Source organism: Sphingobacterium multivorum (assembly GCF_039511225.1).
Lineage (GTDB): Bacteria > Bacteroidota > Bacteroidia > Sphingobacteriales > Sphingobacteriaceae > Sphingobacterium.
Genome location: NZ_CP154261.1, coordinates 4,793,010 through 4,814,350, shown reverse-complemented (window position 1 = coordinate 4,814,350; position 21,341 = coordinate 4,793,010). Strand labels below are relative to the sequence as shown.

Sequence of the window (21,341 nt, the reverse complement as noted above, 5' to 3'; positions counted from 1 at the left end):
AGAAAAGCGGGATCTCCGCTTTTCTTTTTTAATGCTACTACTTCCGTGTTAAGCCATCCAGATTTTACCCAGCAATTCCTGTAGAAAGGTTTGTTCTTTGAGCGGACGGATTTCGTATATCTTTTTATTGCTCTTTCTGATCTGAACAGGGATTTCACGCACTAAACCATCTCGTGCCACCAGGAAGTTTAATGTTTCACCCTCTTTGGCATGTTGAACAATGAAATCAATTTCCTTGTCTTTCACGTCGAGCCTGTTATTATTAATTGCAATCAGTTCGTCTTTTACATTCAATCCGGAGTCATACGCACCAGAGCCTTTTTCCACTGTTGCTACCGAAATTAACCCGTCCACTTTGTTGGTCGTAATGCCGAGTGTCAATGTGTTGTTATCAATATTGGTATCCACAATTTCATAACCAACGAGATTAAAATAATCGTTATAATCCAGTTCTCCGTCCTGATGGGCAGCATTGAAAATGTCGTCCAATGATGTGCCTGCGATGCGTTCAGCAAGGCTTCTCAATTCATTTTCTTCAAATCCGCGATCAAGTTTTAGGTAGAACTCCTCATAAGCCTCACGGATAACATCATCCAATTTTAGTCTACCTTCTGTAGCAGCGATAATTTTAATATCCAACAATGCTGTCAGCATTGCCCCCTTGTTGTAATAGGAAATTCCTGAATTCATCGAATTTTCATCAGGCCTATAATATTTAATCCAGGTATCGAAACTTGAGGCTGCGGCAGACTGTATCGCATGCCCCGGCCGGTTCAATACAATATTGAAATCGTTAGCTAGCAAAGCGAGGTACTCTTTTTCATCATAAAATCCACAGCGTTTAATAATTAAATTATCATAATACGAAGTGAATCCTTCCATGATCCAGAGGCCTGTGGTATAGTTCTCGCCATCGTAATTAAACGGTCCTAAAGCTTTTGGACGTAAGCGCTTGACATTCCACAGGTGAAAATATTCATGTGCAACGAGACTCAAATAGTTTTTGTAGCTTGTCTCATTTAAATACGCATTCCTCGACGCTCCCAATACTGTTGAATTGAGATGTTCTAGGCCTCCACCTCCAGCTTGGTAATTGTGGGTAATAATGACGTATCGCTCATTGGGGTTCGAACCCCAGATGCGGGTTTCTTCTTCGACGATACGTGTGATATCTTTCGTCAGGCGTTCTTTATCATAACTTCCACCTCCGACCATGGCGCATTCATGCTCGACACCGGCCGCTTGAAATTTCCAGACATCCTGGTTACCGGCTTCGATGGGCGTATCGTATAATACGTCAAAATTTGGTGCATAAAACTTATGTTCTTCAATTTGTTCGAGCCCAGTTGATATACTTGCCCAAGAATCTTTTAGTGCAATGCTGACTGTCGAAGGATTGTCTATACGACCATCGATATGAAAGAAAGTTGCCGTAGGGACGATAAATGCATGGTCACTATCAAAAAAGTTGGTACGCACAGAAACTTCAAAACCGTATACAGCGTATATTACTTCGATTTGATCCAAAGATTCTGTGGGTATCCGCCAGGTGTTCTTTGAAATTTTCTGGTGGGCAACTGTATTGCCTGTTTTGTCAAATGATCGGAATCGTTCTACGTTTTTAGCATATTCACGAATTAAATAAGATCCAGGGGACCAGACCGGCATTTTTAGATCGACATAAGGCTGGTTGAGCTTTGCGATGCTCATTTTTACTTCAATATAATGAGCTTGTACTTCTGAAAATGATACCTCAAAATGTATTTCGGGTATATTGAAATGGTCACTGTCCATGAAAGATGATTTTAATATGAGCTTACAAAATTAAAAGTATCGTACGCTTAACCAAACAAAAAAATAGATTGTTGGTTCTACAATTATGAATCAGCTTGTTCCTGTCATCGTTCTTTTAGTAGAAAAAGAACGATGACAGGAACAAGCTGATAGTATCCTCCAATATACATAAATTTATTTAAGAAATGAGGCATAAATCGATGGCAAAATTGCTGATTTGGATGAAATGCCCGTTTTAATTGGTCTAGGGAGATGAAGCAAAAAATCTGTTTTTTATCAGAATTTTTGCTAAGTTTGATACAGTAGTTTATAGGGGGAAAATAATCAAGAATTTGTATGATTTTAGTTGTTGATAGCGGCTCTTCAAAGTCGGACTGGAAGTTGGAGTTGCCAGATAGTGCACCTATCTCATTCAGTACAAATGGACTCAATCCTTTTTTTGTGAATGAAAAGGAAATCACACGCGTTATTAAGGAGATACCCGAAATTATTCCCTATGCCGATGAAGTTACCGAGTTGTATTTTTTTGGTGCGGGATGCATTACGCCCGATCGTCGGGAAATGGTTTCAAATGCATTGACACCCTTGTTCGAAAACGCTTACATTTCTGTTGAGAACGATCTTTTTGGTAGTGCCTTAGCGACCTGTGGTAATAAAAAAGGGTATGTAGCGACATTAGGAACGGGGTCTGATTTGAGTTTTTTTGACGGGGAGGAGCTAATGCCCTCGCATAATGGAAATGGCTATGTATTAGGTGATGAGGGCTCAGGGGCATATTTTGGAAAAAATCTCGTCAGACTTTTCTTATATGGCCGTATGCCGAAAGATCTGAACGAAAAATTTGCGAACAAATACAGAATCAATAAAGAGATTGTCATCAAAAATGTTTATCAAAAAGAACGTCCAAATGCTTTCTTAGCATCTTTTGCGCCGTTCATGTCCGATAATATTACCCATCCTTTTATTATTGATCTGGTAAAGAGTGGATTTGAGGAATTTGTTCAAGCTTCAATTTTGACCTATCCCGACTATAATAAATATGCATGTCACTTTGTGGGGTCTATTGCGTATAGTTTTGATTTAATTTTGCGGGAAGTCTGTGAAGCACATCAGATACAGGTAGGGACCATTTTAAAATCTCCTATCAACGAGCTTTTTGATGCGGTATTGGAAAGAGAAAGTAATTCATTGTTAAGTCTTTAAACTAATTAAATATGATTATTGCAACTATTATGGTGTATATGTCAATGTTATTTGGCAATCCCAGCTTTTATGATTTTAAGTTTACGACACTTGAAGGGCAAGAAGTGAAAATGTCCGATTTCAAGGGAAAGAAAATATTGATCGTGAATACAGCCTCGAAATGTGGTTTTACAAAACAGTACAAAGATCTGGAGGAATTGCATAAAACCTTTGGTGATAAGCTCGTCATTATTGGCTTTCCGGCAAATAATTTTGGACAACAGGAACCTGGTTCAAATGCGCAGATTCAAGAGTTTTGTGAACAAAATTATGGTGTTGATTTTCTAATGGCCGAAAAGGTCGATGTAAAAGGAGATCAAATTTCACCCTTGTTTAAGTATTTGACCGCTCAGGAGAACCCAGATTTTAAAGGTGATATCAAATGGAACTTTGAAAAGTTTTTGATTGATGAGAACGGCAAACTTGTCCATCGTTTCCGTTCCGCGACGAATCCACTGGACCCGGCCATTGTAAACTGGGTGGAAAACAAGAAATAGTAAAAATAACAAAATAAAAAAGCTGCAAAATATGCAGCTTTTTTATTTTGTTATTGTCTAGTTGATCCGAAGGCCTCAGGCTTTGCCGTAAACCTCAGGGACAAGGTTCGATTTGATGGGTTTGGCTTTTGTTTATTTATTAAACTGTTACCTATTTGATGAAAGCCGTTGTCTATTCAATGTAAGCATCGTACAGGGCGCCAATGCAGTCTTTAAGCAAAGGGTTGAAATCATCGCTGTCGGGAATATTGCAGCCGTTTGTAATAACAATAAAGCCATATTTCTTTGCAGGGTTGAAAAATAGTGCGCTATAAAGCCCGTAAGCCGATCCCGTATGGCCTGTCAAAGTAATCCCCGGTATAATTTTAGAATTATTCATCAAAGCTAATCCATAACCCGATTCTTTATTTACAGCGGTCTGCATAATCTTCGCATACTTTTTAGGGATGATGTTTTTTCCCTGACTATGGCCGTAATTCATATGCATCATCATGTATTTAGCCAAATCTAAGGCCGATATTTTCATTCCACCTGTCGGAGAAAGCACAGGAGTGCTATAGCCCAAGATGTACTGATTGAGTTCCTCCCGACGTGGATTATAGGCACTGGGTTCTTCATGCGGTGTACCTTTAGCATCAAAGGAATATAAAGGAACAAATCTTCTTTGGTCCAAAGAGTCGATACAATAACCACCATATAGGTTGAGCGGTTTGAGGATATGGTTAACAATATAGCTGTCGACGCGTGTATTGGTCAGTTTCTCCAGAACAGCTCCTGCCATATTAAAATTGAGATTACAATATTGGTATTGTGTGCCTGGTTCATAAAGATTGTAGGAATCTTTCCAATTGGGGTTCTTGGATGGATTGATGACATCTAGATTGAAGTAACCGTTTTTATCATTGACACTGGAGGTATGGGAAAGGATCATCCGGACGGTGATTTTTTTGCCTGGAAAATTCGGATTTCTGATTGGGAAACCTATCAAATCCCCGAAGTCGTCGTCGAGTTTGCATCGGCCATCCGCTATTAATTGCATCAATGATGTTGCGGTGAATGACTTTGAAATCGAAGCAATCCGAAAGAGGTCATTTTCTCCGAGAGGGGTTTTGGATTCCAAGTTTTTGTAACCATAATTTTTGTGATACTCAATTTTATTGTTTTTGACGACGACCACACTGAGCCCTACGGCATTATAGCGACGCATAATTTCTGTAAGATCATGATCAACCTGTGTGTGCTGGCCCAGCAAAACTGTGGGAACGAATAGAAAAATAAAGACGGCGCGTAGGAGCTTATACTTTCTCATTGGATTGATTAGTTGGGATGTTAGTTCTGGTATAAATGTAAGGAAATACTGATGAATAATAGAAATAATTACAATGAATCCGTGCAGCATATCATAGTTGCTATACAGCTCAATCATGCTTTAGTAGCGCAACAAACTATTTTTATTTAAAACTATTCTAAACAATAAAATAATATCGTATGTTTGCGCCGACAAATAATTTTTACGAACTCACAATTTATTAACATGAAAAGAACTTTTCTAGGACTTGTTTTAAGTCTAGGATTGGTAGGAGCAATTCATTTGGACGCATCGGCGCAAAGTAAGGGGATACATGGCCGTGTTAAAACCAAAGATGGTGCACCAATTGAATCGGCTACAGTAACCATAGTTTCTTTAGGCAGGTCTACTTCGACTTCAGGTGATGGAAGCTTCCATTTCTCTAATCTTCCGGATGGAACCTATACTATTCGGATCAAAAGTATCGGAAATGGAGTCGAGGAGCGTACTATAGAGGTTAAAAATGGAAAGGCGACGGCCGTGAATGTTGCTTTGAATATTTCTGAATCTCAATTGGAACAAGTGGAAGTCGTGGGCTACAACTCGCACAATAGCAAAACAGTGAATGTGGGTAAAGCAGGGATTATCGACCGGGATTTGCCGCAGAGTGTACAAATTATAAACGAACAGGTAATTGCGGATCAACAGGTTAATCGCCTGAGCGACGCGCTAAAAAATGCAAACGGTGTCGCGATGGGAGCGAACCGTGGTGGGGTCAACGAAAATTTTTACGCAAGGGGCTATAGCTTAGGCGGGAATAATATATTTAAGAATGGCGCGCGAACCAATAATGGAGGTTCGATTGAGGCGAGCACCTTAGAATCTGTCGAGATTTTAAAAGGAAGTTCTGCTTTGTTGTATGGCGGTGTGTCTGGTGGGGCCGTTGTAAACCTAGTGACGAAAAAGCCTAAATTTTATTATGGAGGCGAAGCGTCAATGCGTGTAGGAAGTTATGACTTTTATAAACCAACAGTAGATGTGTATGGTCCAATCTCCAATAAGGTTGCATTCCGGGTTATCGGAACTTATGAAAAAGCGGGTAGCTTTAGGGATCAGGTCACATCAAAACGTACATATGTAAATCCTTCTGTTTTATATAAAATATCCGATAAAACTGATCTCAACTTTACATTCGATTACTTAAAAAGTGATTTTACGCCGGACTTTGGAATGGGGACCGTGGATGGTAAGTTGAATAATGAAGTTGGAAGAAACACTTTTATGAATGTGCCTTTTGCTTTCAACAGAACAAATACCTCAAACGGGCAGATCAATTTGAACCATAAGTTTAATGATTCATGGAATTTAAACGCAATAGCAAGTTACCAAACCTACGATCGTGATTACTATGGATCAGATCGGATTCAAGCGAATAAAAATGGAATTGCTCCACGGAATTTAACCCGATCCAAATCAAATGAGTTTACAGCCAATCAGCAATTGAATCTAACAGGAACTGTAAAAACAGGGGCGATCAAGCATAAGATCTTGGTGGGAGCAGATGCCGATCAGTCGCATTCAAATGCGTATGCCTATAAAATTGATGCCTCTAAAAATGTGGGCGGTGTATACGATTCTATTTATGTCTTTAATCCCTCGCAAACTGCGCAGCATTTGGCTTCGGGAAATGGACTTCGGACAGATATGCCACAAGCGGATTTATTGACCAAAACAACGACGGATATCTTCCGTTATGGCGTATTTTTTCAGGACCTAATAGAAGTTACTGAACAATTTAAAGTGTTGGCTGGTATTCGCTACACGTATCAGCGTACACCGAATTCGGAGAAGTATACTTATGCGACGAATCAATCGGAAGAGATTATTAATCTAGATGGTCAAAAAAATCCGATTGGAGCAAAAGTGGATAAAGCATGGTCGCCTAAATTTGGATTGATCTATCAGCCGATCCGCTCATCAAGTGTCTATGTCACTTATGCGAATAACTTTACATCGAATTCGGGATATGATGTGAATTACCAACCGATGGCTCCCTCCATCATCGATCAGTATGAGGCCGGTGTGAAAAATGACTTTTTCAGCGGTAGGTTATCCGCAAATGTTGCTTGGTATAGAATTAACAACAATCGCTTTGCCCAACAGTTATTGGTGCTTCCGAATGGAACAAGCAATAGCGATGCAAATATGAAAGAATTTTCTGGAAAGACGGCTTCAAGCGGATTGGAAGTTGATGTTACTGGAACCTTACTTCCAGGACTGAATGTAATTGCAGGTTATTCCTACAATTATATGCGTTATACCGAAACTAATCCGATTTCAAGTTATACAACCATCGTTGATGGTAAGGAGAAAGTGACTGAAATTTCTGGAAACGAAGAAAATGTACGTCTGGTAGGAACCACAGCACATACGGCTAATGGAACCGTGTTTTATACCATTCAAAATGGGACAGTTAAGGGACTGAAATTAGGTTTTTCCGCATTTTATACAGGTCGACGTAATGCAGGTTGGAATAATACTAAGATCAATGTACGCGATGGTCTCAATCGTCTGATCTCCGTTAGTCCATTTACGACCATAGATTTCTCCGCTGGTTATGCTTATAAAAACTGGAGTATTTTGGGTAAATTATCCAATATTACCAACGCGTTTAATTATTATATCCATGAAAACTATAGTGTGAATCCGATTCCACCGCGTAGTTTTATGGCAACATTGGCTTATAAATTCGAGAAGAGGTAATATTGCTCTTCGATCCATAAAAAAAGGAGTCAGCAACATGCTGACTCCTTTTTTTATGCTGGAATTTCAATAGATGCCCCTTTAGGACGCATTGAAATCAATATACTCTTTCTGGATACAGGCTATAAATTCGCCTAATGCACTGTTTTTACTTTTTATATTAGAGACCAGGATCACTTCTGTTTTGCTATCCATATCCTCAAGCTTCATGATTTTTAGGTTTAAATGCGGGTATTGTTTGATGGTGGAATAGGGGACGACTGCCAGGCCCAAACCTTGTGACACCAACTCAAGAATGGAAGACATCGAATTGCTCTGGTGTACAATCTTAGGTTCGAAGCCCATGCGATTACAGGTATTAATAACAAGCCGGTGATATTCGGAGGCGTATTTCTGATTGAAAGAAATGAAACTTTCATTAAAAAAGTTGATCGCATTAAATTCCACCTGTGAATGACCTACAATCACCATAGGGTCTTCGAAAAGAGGAGTGGTCAGCAATTCATTTGAATAAATTGGAGCGCGCATGATGCCTAGATCCAATTTTCCATTTTCCAACGCCAGCTTTTGCTTCTGTGTCGAAGTTTCAAAAAGACTAACCCGTAAGTATGGAAATTTGTGTTGAATTTGCTTCAATACTGTGGCAAGCATCTTTTTTGGTGTTGAACTGATATAGCCCAGTTTGAATTCTCCAGAGATATTGTTGTGAATCTGTTTGGTGATCGTTTTGCTGTGCTCTATGTTCTGCAGAATCTCTACCACTTCCTCCAAAAAGTATTTACCTGCTTCAGTTAGCTCGACGCGTTTGTTGGTCCGGAAGAAAAGAATAACACCCAATTCGTCTTCTAGATCTTTAATCTGCCGGCTTAATGGGGGCTGGGACATAAATAAGCGTTCTGCTGCTCGGCCAAAATGAAGCTCTTCGGCTACTGTTTTGAAATAAATGAGATGTCGGATTTCCATCGATACTTTTTTGGTATGAATTGATGACAAAATAAATATTTTTAATGAATTCCAGTTAGTCCTACCTTTAAATTATTAAAAATTAATGGATGAAATACGCCCGGCCAGACAGTCTACGATACTGCTGCGCAGGGGAATCTATCTGAACTCTAGAAAATAATAATTTACAGATGAACAAAGCTACACTACAGGAGATTGAAACACGGTTTGACAATGATGTCGAACGGTTCTCAAATTTAGAAACCGGTCAAGCAACCACATTGGATGCGGTATGGAACATGGAGCTAATTACGGACGCCATTGTCAGTCTTTATCCAGACGCTCAAAATATATTGGATATTGGATGTGGGGCTGGCAATTACGACGTAAAACTATTGCAAAAATTGGAGTCTAATCCAAATGTTAGTCTGTTGGACTTGAGCCAGCCCATGTTAAATAGGGCAAAGGAACGCGTTGGAAAATTGACCAACGGAGAGATTCATTTGATTAAAGGCGACTTTCGTACGGCTGCTTTGGAAGAAGACAAATTTGACGTCATCATCGCAACATCCGTTTTACATCATCTTCGAGATGATAAAGATTGGGAAAATGCGTTTGGCAAGCTGTTCCGCTTATTGAGAACCGGGGGAAGTGTGTGGATTTTTGATTTGATTGAGCAAAATAATGAACAGCTTCAAAAATTAATTTATAGAGAAAAATATGGTGAATACTTAACTAGCCTGAAGGATGAACAGTACCGTGATCATGTTTTTGACTATATTGAACACGAAGATACACCAAGATCGCTGATTTATCAACTCAACTTATTGACACAAGTTGGCTTTAAAAATGTTGATGTTTTACATAAAAACCTTTGTTTTGCTTCTTATATGGGATTCAAATAGGGGCTGGAAAAAAGTGTAAAATAAATAAGGCGATACGGGGAGTATCGCCATAAAATCACACTAACTATTAAAAAACCTATAGGACTAGGAATTTACAAATTCAATAAACCAATGTATGTCTCATCCCACGCTCCTCTACTTTTATTCCTCGTCACATGCGAGATGTCAAATAAATAATAAAATGTAATTATTAAGGTCAATACTTTAAAAAAATCAAGTATTTCCATTGGTTTACGTAAAGATATGTCTTTATTTTTTAAATACAAATAAAAATGATGAAAATTGAAAAATTATTATTATTTGACCGTTTTTAAGAATTCTTCCCAGGCGATCTGATCTGTTTTGAAGGTCAAATCTTCCGTTAACACCGATTCAATCGGTACCCATCGAAAAGACTGAAGCTTGTTATCTTCAGGTTTCTGATCAGGATCGAAGTCAAAGGCTTTGGTAGTCGTTCTGATCTGAATAGCTGAGGTATTCTTGACCTGATAGTAAATCGATATGATTTGGCTATCGTTAAAACTTGATTTCTCATAAAAGTCTGTGGTGTAAATATGTTTAACCACAGCAATGTCAAAAGCACATTCTTCCTGATACTCCCGGATCAAAGCATCCAATAAGCCTTCCCCGTATTCTAAGCCCCCACCAGGGAATTTGGTAAATGAAACATTTTCCGTTCTTTCGTCGCTGATCAATACCTCTTGATTTTCATTGATCAATATTCCGTACACTCTTACGTTAAATGGAAACATGGATTAATTATGTTTGTATATATTTTAGTTTCTGTCTTTTACAGTGGCATAAAACCATTGTCTACTGCAAATTCATCCAATCCGATATAAGAATAATGTCTCGGAAGAAACCAGCCAATTGCTTCCATGATGTTGGTGAATTCTTTTTCAGTCCTGAATTGGTTCGCAGCGATATTGAATGCCAAATCTTGTGAAGCATTTTCTTCATCTTTATAATTACGCGCAATGAGCATCACCTTTGCATTCTTTACGCCATAATAATCCAAAAATTCACGTAATTGGTTGCGGACAGCCTGTGGAAGAATGGTCTCGGCAGGTTGCCCCACTAATATTTCTTCATCTTGACCGATAATCGTTTGTTCATTTTTCTTTGAGAAAACACTATCATCTGTATAAAACTCTCCGTTTAAAAAGTAGTTAACTAAGTCGCCGTAGGTGAATACCCAGTCGGGGTTTTCATTTTGTGTATTGATAGCAATACCAAAACCTTTTGGCAACACGTAATCCTTCAGCCGATTTTTAATGACAAAGGCCTGAAAGTTCTGATCTTTCGGAACACTTTCGAGTTGAAAATAGGGGAACCCATCAGGACCAACAACCACTTCTGTTTCTGCTAATTTTAAGGTGCATTCAGCAATATTAGCCAGAAAAATATCACGCCACTCTTCATCCCGCTCTTCAAAGGGAACTTCCATCAGGCTATTTATTATAATCGTTTTTTCCAGGTCTCCCAAACGATTATCATTCGCATTGTTGCTATCGTCAAATAAATGTATTGTACTCATCTCGGATTGTGATTTTTTGATTTGCTGGTAAAAGTAAAAGAATATTTATTAATTAACGACGTTTTCTTGATTTCGAACCGCCTTTTCGTTGATTGTTTTGGCTGCTAGAACGCATTTTCTCCCAGCTCAATAAATAAGGATGTTGATCGTCAATTTTAATTTGCCGTTTTAAGGATAACTGTAATTTTATCCACTTTTCATTGTCCTCCGCATCGCAAAAGGTAAATGCTTTTCCCTCTGCTTCCGAACGACCTGTTCGACCGATTCGATGCGTATAGAGCTCGTCGGAATCCGGAATTTCGTAGTTGATGATAGCTTCTAGGTTCGGAAAATCTACCCCTCGAGCCAAAAGGTCCGTCGCAATTAATACACGTACCTCTTTTTGTCTGAATTTAGCAATAATCTCTTCTCGTTTTTGCTGTGCTATATCGCCATATAATGCCGAGCAAGAAATGCCATTTCGATCTAAATCTGTTGCGATGCGTTCGACAGCATGAACTGTTCGCGTGAAAACGATTACTTGCTGTGCAATACGGTTTTCAAGGAGATAACGCAGAAGGGTCTTTTTATCATTTTTATCAACATAGAGGACAGATTCTTCTATTTGATCCTTTTTGGCTGTTGTTTCTAAGTTGATCTCAACAGGGGTATTTAATCTTTTTCGAACAATTTTTTCGATTTCAGGGGTTTTCGTAGCTGAACTGAAAATGGTTTGTCTCTCAGCAGGCAATGTGCTGATGATTTTATTGATTTCTTTCGTGAAACCGAGATCTAACAATTGATCGAATTCATCGATCACCAGGATATCTATCGTTTTTAGATCGATAATGCCTTGTTCAATAAAATCCAGCAAACGTCCTGGAGTCGCAAGGACCATCTGGGCTTTCGGATAAACGTCGAGTTGACTTTCATAAGTTCCGCCACCATAGAAGCTGGCGATAGTCAACTCCATTCCATCGATAAGCGCCGATAAGCGCTGTTTGGTCTGTATACAAAGTTCGCGTGTAGGAAGGAGTATAAGGACCGATAAGTGATCTGGGATAATCTTGGTTCGTAAGCGCTGAATAATAGGGACGGCGAAAGCCTCCGTTTTTCCCGTGCCGGTTGGGGCAATAGCCAAACAGTCTCTACCTTCTAAAATGGCGGGGATAGCTATTTCTTGAATAGGTGTAAGCGAAGAAAGCTTTTGTTTTTCAAGATTAGCGATAAGGATTTTATCGAGTTTAAGTGCTGAAAAATTCAAAATAATGAATGTAAAACCCAAAAATAAAAATTAAAAAGGACAATGGTGTTTTTGCCTGCTGATTGGAATTAAAAATCTGTAAAAATTAGGATTTTTTGTCAAAAAGTACTAATTTGAGAAATTAGAATATTCTATTTCAAATCTGAATTATTGATTATCAATTTATTTGATAAACACCAATTATATAGAATAATATTTTTGTTAAATTTGTTGAAACAAAAAAGAATATGTTTGATACTGCATTTGACCAAAACAATGAATCTATTTCCACTTTGAGCTTTGACGAGTTCAAAAAGATTATTGTGAATGATTATCGAACTGCCTTAGAAAGTCGTTACGTGAGTTTATTGGGACGTAAAGAAGTGCTTACAGGTAAGGCTAAGTTTGGTATTTTTGGCGATGGAAAAGAATTGGCACAAATCGCGATGGCTAAAGTTTTCAGAAATGGGGACTGGCGGTCGGGATATTACCGTGACCAAACATTTATATTTGCTTCTGGCATCAGTGATGTCTACCATTTTTTCTCTCAATTATATGCCCATCCCGATGTTGAGGCAGATCCTTCTTCTGCAGGAAGGCAAATGAACTGCCATTTTGCCACGCGTGTTGTGGACGACCAAGGTAACTGGTTGGATCAAATGGTTCAGAAAAACTCGTTTTCAGATATTTCGACCACTGGCGGTCAGATGGCCAGATTGCTGGGCTTGGGCCTGGCTTCTAAGTTGTATAAACAGAATAGAAATTTAGACTATCTATCTTATTTTTCAAATAAAGGAAATGAAGTTGCATTCTGCACTATCGGAAATGCAGCTACTTCTGAAGGCGTATTTTTTGAAGTCATTAACGCCGTAGGAGTTCACCAGATTCCGACAGTGATTTCCATTTGGGATGATGGGTATGGGATATCTGTGCCTAATGAAATTCAAACAACAAAAGGAGATATCTCCGAAGTCCTCAAAGGTTTTCAGAAGGAAGATCTGACAAACGGAATCGAGATATTCAAAGTGAGAGGATGGGATTATGCGGGCTTATGTGAAACCTACGAACAGGCCGCTCGTATTGCTCGCGAGAAACATATTCCATGTTTGATTCATGTGACCGAGTTGACGCAACCTCAAGGGCATTCTTCTTCAGGTTCACACGAGCGGTATAAATCGCAAGAAAGACTGCAATGGGAGACTGACTTCGATTGTATCGCGAAAATGAAAGAATGGATCGTAAGTTCTGGTATTGCTACCACAGAAGAATTGGATCAATTGGATCAACATGCTAAAGACCATGTTCGTCAAGAACAAAAACGAGCTTGGGCCGATTATATTAAAACGTTGGGCATCGAAGCTCGGGAAGCTATTGATTTACTTCAGGGTATTCCAAATGAGCGGGCTGATTTTGCGTCAAAGAAATTGCAATCGATGGTTGAGCCTTCTTTGAAAGAAGTTTATGGCCAGGTTCGCAAGGTATTGCATGAGCTTAAAGGTCAGCATAGCGATGGGCGCCAGCAATTATTAAATTGGTACAAAGAGAAGCAGGAACTGAATGAGAAACGGTATAATTCAAAATTATTTACAGATGGTGTAGATTCACCTGCTCATGTGACGGTCGTACCTGCCGTCTACAGTGAAGAAGCTAAAGTGGTCGACGGACGTGAGGTCTTGAATCTATGTTTTGAACAGAACTTCCGACGTGACGAACGATTATTGGCGTTTGGGGAGGATGTCGGTAAGATTGGGGATGTGAACCAAGGTTTTGCGGGTTTACAAGAAAAGCTGGGTGTGCATCGTGTATTTGATACTGGTATTCGGGAGAATTCAATTATAGGAAAAGGACTAGGTTTGGCAATCCGTGGACTTCGCCCAATTGCTGAGATTCAATACCTGGATTACTTAATTTATGGCATTACAGTAGCAAGTGATGATTTGGCAAGTTTGAGTTATCGCACCTTTGCAGGTCAGAAAGCACCATTAATTATTCGTACACGTGGCCATCGATTGGAAGGTATATGGCATTCCGGATCGCCCATGTCGGTAATTTTAGGATCTTTGAGAGGTCTGCATGTATGTGTGCCGCGTAATATGACCCAGGCAGCAGGTATGTACAATACGTTGTTCCGCTCTGACGAACCTGCTATCGTTGTCGAATGTCTGAATGGGTATCGTCTAAAAGAGCGTCTACCAGAAAATGTTGGTGAATTTACGGTGCCAATCGGTTATGCCGAATGTGTGAAAGAGGGGCGGGATATCACGGTGGTATCCTATGGGTCAACTTTACGTGTTGTTGAAGAAGCGGCCGTGGAATTGGAACGTTTGGGGATATTCATCGAAATTATTGATGCACAAACATTGCAGCCTTTTGACAAAGGAAAACTTTGTGCCGAATCGCTTAAGAAAACAAATAAACTACTTATTGTGGATGAGGATGTGCCCGGTGGGGCTTCAGCTTTCATCTTACAAGAGATATTAGAGAAGCAAAATGGCTACTATCTATTGGATAGTCAGCCGAGAACACTGACTGCAAAAGCACATCGCCCGCCATATGGCTCCGATGGGGATTATTTCTCGAAGCCATCTTCTGATGATGTTGTCGAGACAGTGTATGCAATTATGCATGAAGCTAATCCAGAAAAATATCCATCTATGTTTTAATAGATGGATATCTTTTTGCTTTACTAAGCTAAATATTCCAACGGTTGGGATGATATCTTAATTGAATATACTCGCAGCGCCAATCATAGCGGCTTTTTCGCCAAGTATTGCTGTATAAATTTGAAATCTTTCAAATTCTTTTCGGTCACCAATGAAAATAGGTAGCGCCTTAGCAATATTGCCACCGACTATAAATATTTCAGCAGCATGTTTCTCTGCAAAGAACTGCATAAAATCAAAGAGATGTTTAGCATATTCATCTTTGATGATTTGAAATTCCTTAGTTTCCCGATGATGATCTAAAATATCTTTAAGTCCCGTAACATCTTTTCCTGCTACTTCTTTGAAACGTTTGATGAACCACCGTGTCACAAGAAATTCTTCGAAAATACAATCTTCGTAAGGGCTGTTCCATAGGGCGGCATCATAGGCTTTTTCACCTTGATTCCATACCGCAGATCCGAGTCCAGTACCCAACGTAATTCCTAATATCCGTTTGTTTGTTTGCAAGTTCTGTACGAATATTTCACCTTGTAGGAAGGCTGCTGCGTCATTGATAAAGTGGATAGACGTAGGCGGAAGTCCCAGCTCTTCAGCTAAAAGCGCTTTGACATCCATGTTGTACAGATTGTCATACTTGCTTTGTCCCTGTATCTTAGATATTCCATTTTCGTAGTCAAAGGGTCCCGGCATAGCAATGCCGATGAACTGAATAGGAGCCGGAGAGGTGGCTATGATATCGCGTATAGCTGACGCCCAGGTTTGTAAAATCGTTTTAGCATCTCCTTGAGAAAAAACGTGGTTTCTGGCCACGTTTTCTAAGTATATATTCCATTGTTTTGTGTCAATGATACAGGCAGAAATATGTGTGCCTCCAATATCAACACCTACGACATAATTATCTTGCAGCATGTTTGTAACTTTGATTTTTAAGTAGATGATCCGCGATTACAAGTGCTGCCATAGCTTCCACAATAATTACTGCTCTCGAAACAACACAAGGGTCATGTCTCCCCTTGCCACTTGCAATAGCAGGGTTGCCATGGATATCCACTGTTTCTTGATCTCTCATGATAGTGGCAACAGGCTTAAATGCTACTTTGAAAGTAATATCCATACCATTTGAAATCCCACCCTGAATCCCTCCAGAGAAGTTGGTATGTGTATGCACTCGATTTAAATCATGGTCATCTGCTACAAATATATCATTATGTTCGGAACCTCGCAACTCCGAACCTGCAAAACCTGAACCATATTCAAAACCATGTACCGCATTGATGCTCATCATTGCTTTAGCAAGGTCTGCATGGAGCTTATCAAAGACCGGTTCGCCTAATCCCACAGGCACATGTCTGATGACAGCCGAAATACGTCCGCCAACGGTGTCACCTGCTTTTCTGACCGAGTCGATAAACTCAACCATTTCATTGGCTGTCGCTGGATCTGCACAACGTGCAATGTTAGCCTCTCGCAATTCAAGCAGAGCTTTAAGGTCTTTGGTATCTACATTTGGCGCCTCAATAGTACCTACTCCCGAAACGTGGGCAAAGATTTCGATGCCAAATTGATTCAGAAAGCTTTTTGCTACAGCACCAGCAGCAACACGGGCAGCGGTTTCCCTCGCCGAGGACCGTCCACCACCACGATAGTCACGTATGCCATATTTCATCTGATAAGTGAAATCAGCATGGGAAGGTCTGAAGATATCTTTGATATGGGTGTAATCTTTCGAACGCTGGTCTTCATTTGGAATAACAATTGCTATTGGTGTTCCCGTTGATTTACCCTCGAATACGCCAGATAAGATCTGTGCAGTATCACTTTCTTTTCTTTGTGTCGTGATCTTAGATTGACCGGGTTTTCGTTTGTCGAGCTCAGACTGGATAAATTCCTCGTCTATTGTTATATTTGAAGGGCAACCATCAATAATTACACCTATAGCTTTGCCGTGTGATTCGCCGAAAGTGCTAATTCTGAATAAATCGCCAAATGAATTTCCTGCCATAAAAATTAAATTTCAATAAACTTAGATAAATTTGCCTTTAAATGCAATTCTAAAGCACCAGACTGAATACAAATTATGAGTCTGTAACTCGAAGATGGCCTAATAGATTACATCACAATTTTTGTCCCAAGCTAAAAGGCTATCTGGGAGATTGTATCATAAAACAGAGATTAATATTGATGTTAATCCCTGTTTTTGATATGTTAGTCAATTATAAAAGCTTGCGCTTGTAAATGTTTCCAAAAATCAGGATATGACTTTTCTACAACCTGAGGTTCAGCAATCTTGATTTGGTCAAAAACTAAAGCCAAAGGTGCGAATGCCATTGCCATGCGGTGATCCTCGTAAGTCTCGAAGGTCACATCTTCTGGTTGATATACACCTGCAGTTTTCAGATGGTATGTGTCACCATCTTCGATCAATTCAGCACCGAACTTCGCGATTTCGGTCTGCAATGCAGCAATACGGTCGGTCTCTTTAATCTTTAAGGTTTCTAGACCTGTAAAGGAAACATCACGTTTTAAAGCAGCTGCGACAACGACTACTGTTTGCGCAAGATCAGGGCATTCTTTAAAGTCGAACAAGGTTTTGTCTGAATTGATTTCTTTTTTAGTTAAATGCAATCCATCCGATTCAAAGTTCGAATAAACCCCAAAATGCTCCATAATGTCTGTGATGGCAATATCGCCCTGTAAACTATGTTGTCTTAGTCCAGGCAATACGATCGAGGCATCTGCATCAGCTAGTGCTACAATAGCATACCAATAGGATGCTGCGCTCCAATCTGGTTCGACATATATGGTTTGCTTTTCAAAAGCTTGCGGTGCAATTTTAATCGCATTCTCCGTCCATTCATGTTGGATCCCGACACTTTTAAGCATATCCAAAGTCATGGATACATAAGGTCTGGAAGTTAATTCGCCTTCAATCTCTAAGGTAAGTCCCTTTTTTAATGCCGGAGCAATTAATAGCAGGGCCGATATATATTGACTGCTGATATTTCCTTTAATCTTAACACGGTCTTTTCCTTGAAATAGTCCGCCTTCAATCTTCAAAGGAGGGTAACCCGCCTTTTTTTCATAATGGATTTCGGCGCCAATTTCTTTCATGGCATCGACCAATATCCCAATTGGACGCTGTTGCATGCGCTCGGTCCCTGTCAGGATAAAATTTCCTTTAACAAGGTTGAGGTAGGCTGTAAGGAAGCGCATAGCTGTTCCCGCAGGGCCTATGTCAATCGTATTATAACCGGGTTGCGGTTCTGATGCGATTTGCAACACGCGGTTAAGAGTAACCGTATCTGCAGCCTCAGAGAGATTGGCTATTTCAACTTGTCCTTTGCTCAGCGATTGGATAATAAGAGCACGGTTGCTCTCAGATTTTGAACCTGTGAGTTGGACCGTGCCCTGTATCTTTTTTGAAGGATGCGTCAGCGTGATGACTTGTTGATTCATTATGCTTCTGCTGTTGGTTGCTCTTGCGTATTCATGACCGCATTTTGTTTGCGGATAGATTCGTTGTGAATTAATTCGAGGAATTTTGTCGCAAATTCGCTGCCCAAAGAAAGCGCTTCCGCTAATTTTGTGCGTTTTTGAACAATCTCATCCCAACGGTTGACTTGCAAAATTGTTACGTTGTTATCGCGTTTGTACTCGCCTATTTTCTCCGCAATTTTCATGCGTTCACCGATTTTTTGGATGATCAAATCATCTAATTTGTCGATGTTGCTACGCAATTCTGCTAATTTGTCTTCAAAAGAAGGGTTGTCCGAAGCAGCTTTACGTAATGTCAAATGGTCGATCAACTCGGCCAATGCAGCTGGCGTTACTTGTTGTTTTGCGTCAGTCCAAGCGACAGATGGATCGATATGGGATTCGATAATCAATCCTTGCATATCCATATCCATTGCTTTTTGTGCGATGTACGGTAACAATTCGCGGTTTCCACAGATGTGACTTGGATCGTTGATGATCGGTAGGTTTGGACAAGCAGTTTTTAACTGAATCGCTAAATCCCACATTGGTTCATTACGGAATGCTGTTTTCTCGTACGAAGAGAAACCTCTATGGATAGCACCTAATTTTTTGATACCAGCACGGTTGATACGTTCCAATGCACCGATCCATAACGATAAATCGGGGTTTACAGGATTTTTAACAAATACTGGGATATCTACTCCTTGTAAAGCGTCAGCAATTTCTTGTACGGTAAATGGATTTGCCGTTGAACGTGCACCTACCCATAGTACGTCCACACCAGCAGCCAAAGCTTCTTCCACGTGTTTTGCTGTAGCAACTTCAGTAGCTGTTAATAAACCTGTTTCTTCTTTCGCTCTTTTCAACCACTCCAAACCAATTGAACCGATACCTTCAAATTCTCCCGGACGGGTACGTGGCTTCCAGATACCAGCGCGTAAAATATTTACTTTTCCGGTATTTGCCAACAAATGCGCTGTTGATACCAGCTGCTCTTCTGTTTCTGCGCTACAAGGACCCGCGATAATTAAAGGTTTGTCTCCTGTGTCCAACCAAGATTTTAAAGGAATGATGTCTAATGTATTTTTCATGTTAAGTTTGATTATCTATTTTAATATTGTCTGCGTAAATTATTAATTATAGTTTTTCGTTTTTGACATACTCGCCCATAATGTTGAAATTGACACTATGTTTGAGTACTTTACGTATAGCTGCTTCGTAGTCTGTTTGTTTTTTCCATTCTACGTCAACGAAAAAATCATATTCATTGCGTTTTCCGATTACCGGCATTGACTGAATCTTGCTCAAGTTGATATTCTGTTCAGCAAAACATTGTAAAATAGTCGCCAAAGATCCTACTGTATTTCCTGTTTGGAATGATAATGACGCTTTATTGGCATTTTTATGTTCGACAACCTCATTCGATAGTACGAGGAAACGCGTTGCGTTCTTTTTATTGGTTTCGATTCTCTTTTCTAATATTTCAAGACCATAGATTTCAGCGGCCAATGTCCCCGCAATTGCCGCAGTATCCGTCAATTTTCGCTCGGCAATCATTTTTGCAGTTGCAGCCGTATCAGATCCCTCGGTTATGCGTACGCCTTCAAGTTCAGAAAGAAATTCTTCGCATTGGCGAATAGCAATCGGATGCGATTCGATGTGTTTGATATCCTTTAATTTAACGCCCGGCAATACCATGAGATTCTGTTGGATGTTTAGGTAAACTTCCCCAGTAATATGGAACTTGTAATCTCTCAATAAATTATAATTCGGCAATAAGCTTCCCGCAATTGAATTTTCGATCGCCATAACGATATAGTCGACTTTTCTTTGCTTCAGCAATTCACAAGTTTTTTTAAATGAATCACATTCTACAATTTCAACTTCTCTTCCGAAAAATTTAAATGCGGCCTCTTCATGAAATGAAGCCTTTGCTCCCTGTATTGCAATTTTTAAACTCATTGTTTTTTGTTCGCTATGTTGTCTCCAAAAAAAAGAGTCCCGATCATTTGAACCGGGACTCTTCTTGTTTGTATTTTTTATGATTTATACACAATCTAATCCCGGCTCTTATTTTTAAAATAAAAGAAGTTAAAATAGAAATATGTATATGTTCTGTTCATCCTGTTGTTGTTTGACATTTCAAATGTACGAATGTTTTTGAAATATCAAAGAAAAAAATAATTTTTTATTGAAAATATCTGATTTATTTAATGAATTTTTTATGTTTTTTTGTGTGTTTTTTTATCTGTATTTTACTTGTTTATTTTTAATTTTTTTTCAATTTTTATTTTATTATAATATTGATTTTTAGTATTTTAATTATTTTTATTGTCATTATTTTTCTATAATAAGCTCTATTTTTGTGTTATTTTATGTGTAATAAATGGCTGTATTTTTACGTGTTTTTTAGCTATATTTTTATATTAAATTTAGGTGTTTTTAATGTTAATATTATCGTTTTTTTTAGCTGTTTTGTTAAAAAAGTATTTTACTACCTTTGGGCAAACGCTGGATTTTATGCTAAAACGAATTAATTTTTATGTGTGTGTAAGTGTGATCTGTTTGTTGTTGACAGGTTTCACTTTTAAAGGAGAGGAAAAGGACGCCAAAGTAAAGCGTGTTATTGATGGCGATACCTTTGTCATTGAAAATGGAACCCCAAAAGGGGATAAAGTTAGGTTGATAGGGGTGGATGCTCCGGAAACGAGACGTACTGCGCGGAAGGAAATCGGGTACTATGGTCAAGAAGCAAAGCAGTATTTAACGGCGATGTTAAACGGGAAAAGTGTGAAGTTGGTCTTTGATGTTGGAAAACGGGATCGGTATGGAAGACTTCTTGCCTATGTGTATGTTGGAAAGAGATTTATCAATCGGGATTTGGTTGAACAAGGGTATGCAGTATCCTATACGCTGGCACCAAATGTACAATATGCAGAATTATTTGTAAAATTGGAGCATCAGGCTCGTCAGGAGAAACGTGGCCTTTGGAGATAAATGAAATTTGA

17 protein-coding genes are annotated in these 21,341 nt (G+C 39.3%); 6 read left to right on the top strand and 11 right to left on the bottom strand.

From position 1 onward, the window contains the following. Positions 1 to 48: 48 nt before the first annotated feature. Positions 49 to 1,794, bottom strand: coding sequence for a M61 family metallopeptidase (locus AAH582_RS19995; protein ID WP_343319946.1), 1,746 nt, complete (start codon positions 1,792 to 1,794; stop codon positions 49 to 51). 336 nt (positions 1,795 to 2,130) lie between these two features. On the opposite strand from AAH582_RS19995, the gene AAH582_RS19990 reads away from it, so the two are divergent. Further along, positions 2,131 to 2,997: an N-acetylglucosamine kinase gene (locus tag AAH582_RS19990; RefSeq protein WP_046671579.1), complete on the top strand. Its 867-nt coding sequence runs from the start codon at positions 2,131 to 2,133 to the stop codon at positions 2,995 to 2,997. Between the two features lie 11 nt (positions 2,998 to 3,008). Further along, positions 3,009 to 3,533, top strand: a complete 525-nt coding sequence (locus AAH582_RS19985) for a glutathione peroxidase (RefSeq protein ID WP_046671580.1) — start codon at positions 3,009 to 3,011, stop codon at positions 3,531 to 3,533. A 172-nt stretch (positions 3,534 to 3,705) separates the two neighbouring features. On the opposite strand, the gene AAH582_RS19980 is transcribed toward AAH582_RS19985, so the two are convergent. After that, on the bottom strand, positions 3,706 to 4,842 hold the full coding sequence (locus tag AAH582_RS19980) for a serine hydrolase domain-containing protein (RefSeq protein WP_046671838.1): 1,137 nt from the start codon (positions 4,840 to 4,842) through the stop codon (positions 3,706 to 3,708). Positions 4,843 to 5,067: 225 nt separating this feature from the next. On the opposite strand from AAH582_RS19980, the gene AAH582_RS19975 reads away from it, so the two are divergent. Continuing rightward, complete coding sequence (locus AAH582_RS19975; RefSeq protein ID WP_343319942.1) at positions 5,068 to 7,584, top strand: TonB-dependent receptor; 2,517 nt, start codon at positions 5,068 to 5,070, stop codon at positions 7,582 to 7,584. 81 nt (positions 7,585 to 7,665) lie between these two features. Here AAH582_RS19975 and AAH582_RS19970 read toward each other — a convergent pair whose 3' ends face one another. Beyond that, positions 7,666 to 8,577, bottom strand: coding sequence for a LysR family transcriptional regulator (locus tag AAH582_RS19970; RefSeq protein WP_343319940.1), 912 nt, complete (start codon positions 8,575 to 8,577; stop codon positions 7,666 to 7,668). A gap of 140 nt (positions 8,578 to 8,717) precedes the next feature. On the opposite strand from AAH582_RS19970, the gene AAH582_RS19965 reads away from it, so the two are divergent. Continuing rightward, on the top strand, positions 8,718 to 9,431 hold the full coding sequence (locus AAH582_RS19965) for a class I SAM-dependent methyltransferase (protein WP_343319938.1): 714 nt from the start codon (positions 8,718 to 8,720) through the stop codon (positions 9,429 to 9,431). Between the two features lie 296 nt (positions 9,432 to 9,727). Here AAH582_RS19965 and AAH582_RS19960 read toward each other — a convergent pair whose 3' ends face one another. From AAH582_RS19960 to AAH582_RS19950, 3 genes are read right to left on the bottom strand one after another with little or no spacing between them, the layout of a single operon-like run. After that, positions 9,728 to 10,183 carry an NUDIX domain-containing protein gene (locus AAH582_RS19960; RefSeq protein ID WP_046671830.1) on the bottom strand — a complete coding sequence of 152 codons (456 nt, stop codon included), beginning with the start codon at positions 10,181 to 10,183 and terminating at the stop codon, positions 9,728 to 9,730. Positions 10,184 to 10,221: 38 nt separating this feature from the next. After that, positions 10,222 to 10,968, bottom strand: a complete 747-nt coding sequence (locus AAH582_RS19955) for a hypothetical protein (protein ID WP_046671829.1) — start codon at positions 10,966 to 10,968, stop codon at positions 10,222 to 10,224. Between the two features lie 52 nt (positions 10,969 to 11,020). Further along, on the bottom strand, positions 11,021 to 12,211 hold the full coding sequence (locus tag AAH582_RS19950) for a DEAD/DEAH box helicase (protein WP_343319932.1): 1,191 nt from the start codon (positions 12,209 to 12,211) through the stop codon (positions 11,021 to 11,023). Between the two features lie 227 nt (positions 12,212 to 12,438). Between AAH582_RS19950 and AAH582_RS19945 the strand changes: the two genes are divergently transcribed. Next, complete coding sequence (locus tag AAH582_RS19945) at positions 12,439 to 14,853, top strand: alpha-ketoacid dehydrogenase subunit alpha/beta (RefSeq protein WP_343319930.1); 2,415 nt, start codon at positions 12,439 to 12,441, stop codon at positions 14,851 to 14,853. Between the two features lie 57 nt (positions 14,854 to 14,910). Here AAH582_RS19945 and AAH582_RS19940 read toward each other — a convergent pair whose 3' ends face one another. The 5 genes from AAH582_RS19940 to AAH582_RS19920 form a co-directional block, all read right to left on the bottom strand. Then, positions 14,911 to 15,765: an ROK family protein gene (locus AAH582_RS19940; RefSeq protein ID WP_046671827.1), complete on the bottom strand. Its 855-nt coding sequence runs from the start codon at positions 15,763 to 15,765 to the stop codon at positions 14,911 to 14,913. After that, on the bottom strand, positions 15,752 to 16,858 hold the full coding sequence (gene aroC, locus AAH582_RS19935; RefSeq protein WP_046671826.1) for a chorismate synthase: 1,107 nt from the start codon (positions 16,856 to 16,858) through the stop codon (positions 15,752 to 15,754). The genes AAH582_RS19940 and aroC overlap by 14 nt, the downstream gene beginning before the upstream one ends. A gap of 203 nt (positions 16,859 to 17,061) precedes the next feature. After that, positions 17,062 to 18,312 (bottom strand): 3-phosphoshikimate 1-carboxyvinyltransferase, encoded by a 1,251-nt coding sequence (gene aroA, locus AAH582_RS19930; RefSeq protein WP_343319928.1) that lies wholly within the window; start codon positions 18,310 to 18,312, stop codon positions 17,062 to 17,064. Next, the gene (locus tag AAH582_RS19925; protein WP_343319926.1) at positions 18,312 to 19,424 is read right to left on the bottom strand and encodes a chorismate mutase; all 1,113 of its coding nucleotides are present in this window, start codon (positions 19,422 to 19,424) and stop codon (positions 18,312 to 18,314) included. Before AAH582_RS19925 ends, aroA begins: the two co-directional genes overlap by 1 nt. A 46-nt stretch (positions 19,425 to 19,470) precedes the next feature. Further along, positions 19,471 to 20,295 carry a prephenate dehydratase gene (locus AAH582_RS19920; RefSeq protein ID WP_046671823.1) on the bottom strand — a complete coding sequence of 275 codons (825 nt, stop codon included), beginning with the start codon at positions 20,293 to 20,295 and terminating at the stop codon, positions 19,471 to 19,473. A 558-nt stretch (positions 20,296 to 20,853) separates the two neighbouring features. Between AAH582_RS19920 and AAH582_RS19915 the strand changes: the two genes are divergently transcribed. Next, positions 20,854 to 21,330 (top strand): thermonuclease family protein, encoded by a 477-nt coding sequence (locus AAH582_RS19915; RefSeq protein WP_343319924.1) that lies wholly within the window; start codon positions 20,854 to 20,856, stop codon positions 21,328 to 21,330. The last annotated feature ends 11 nt before the right edge of the window (positions 21,331 to 21,341 follow it).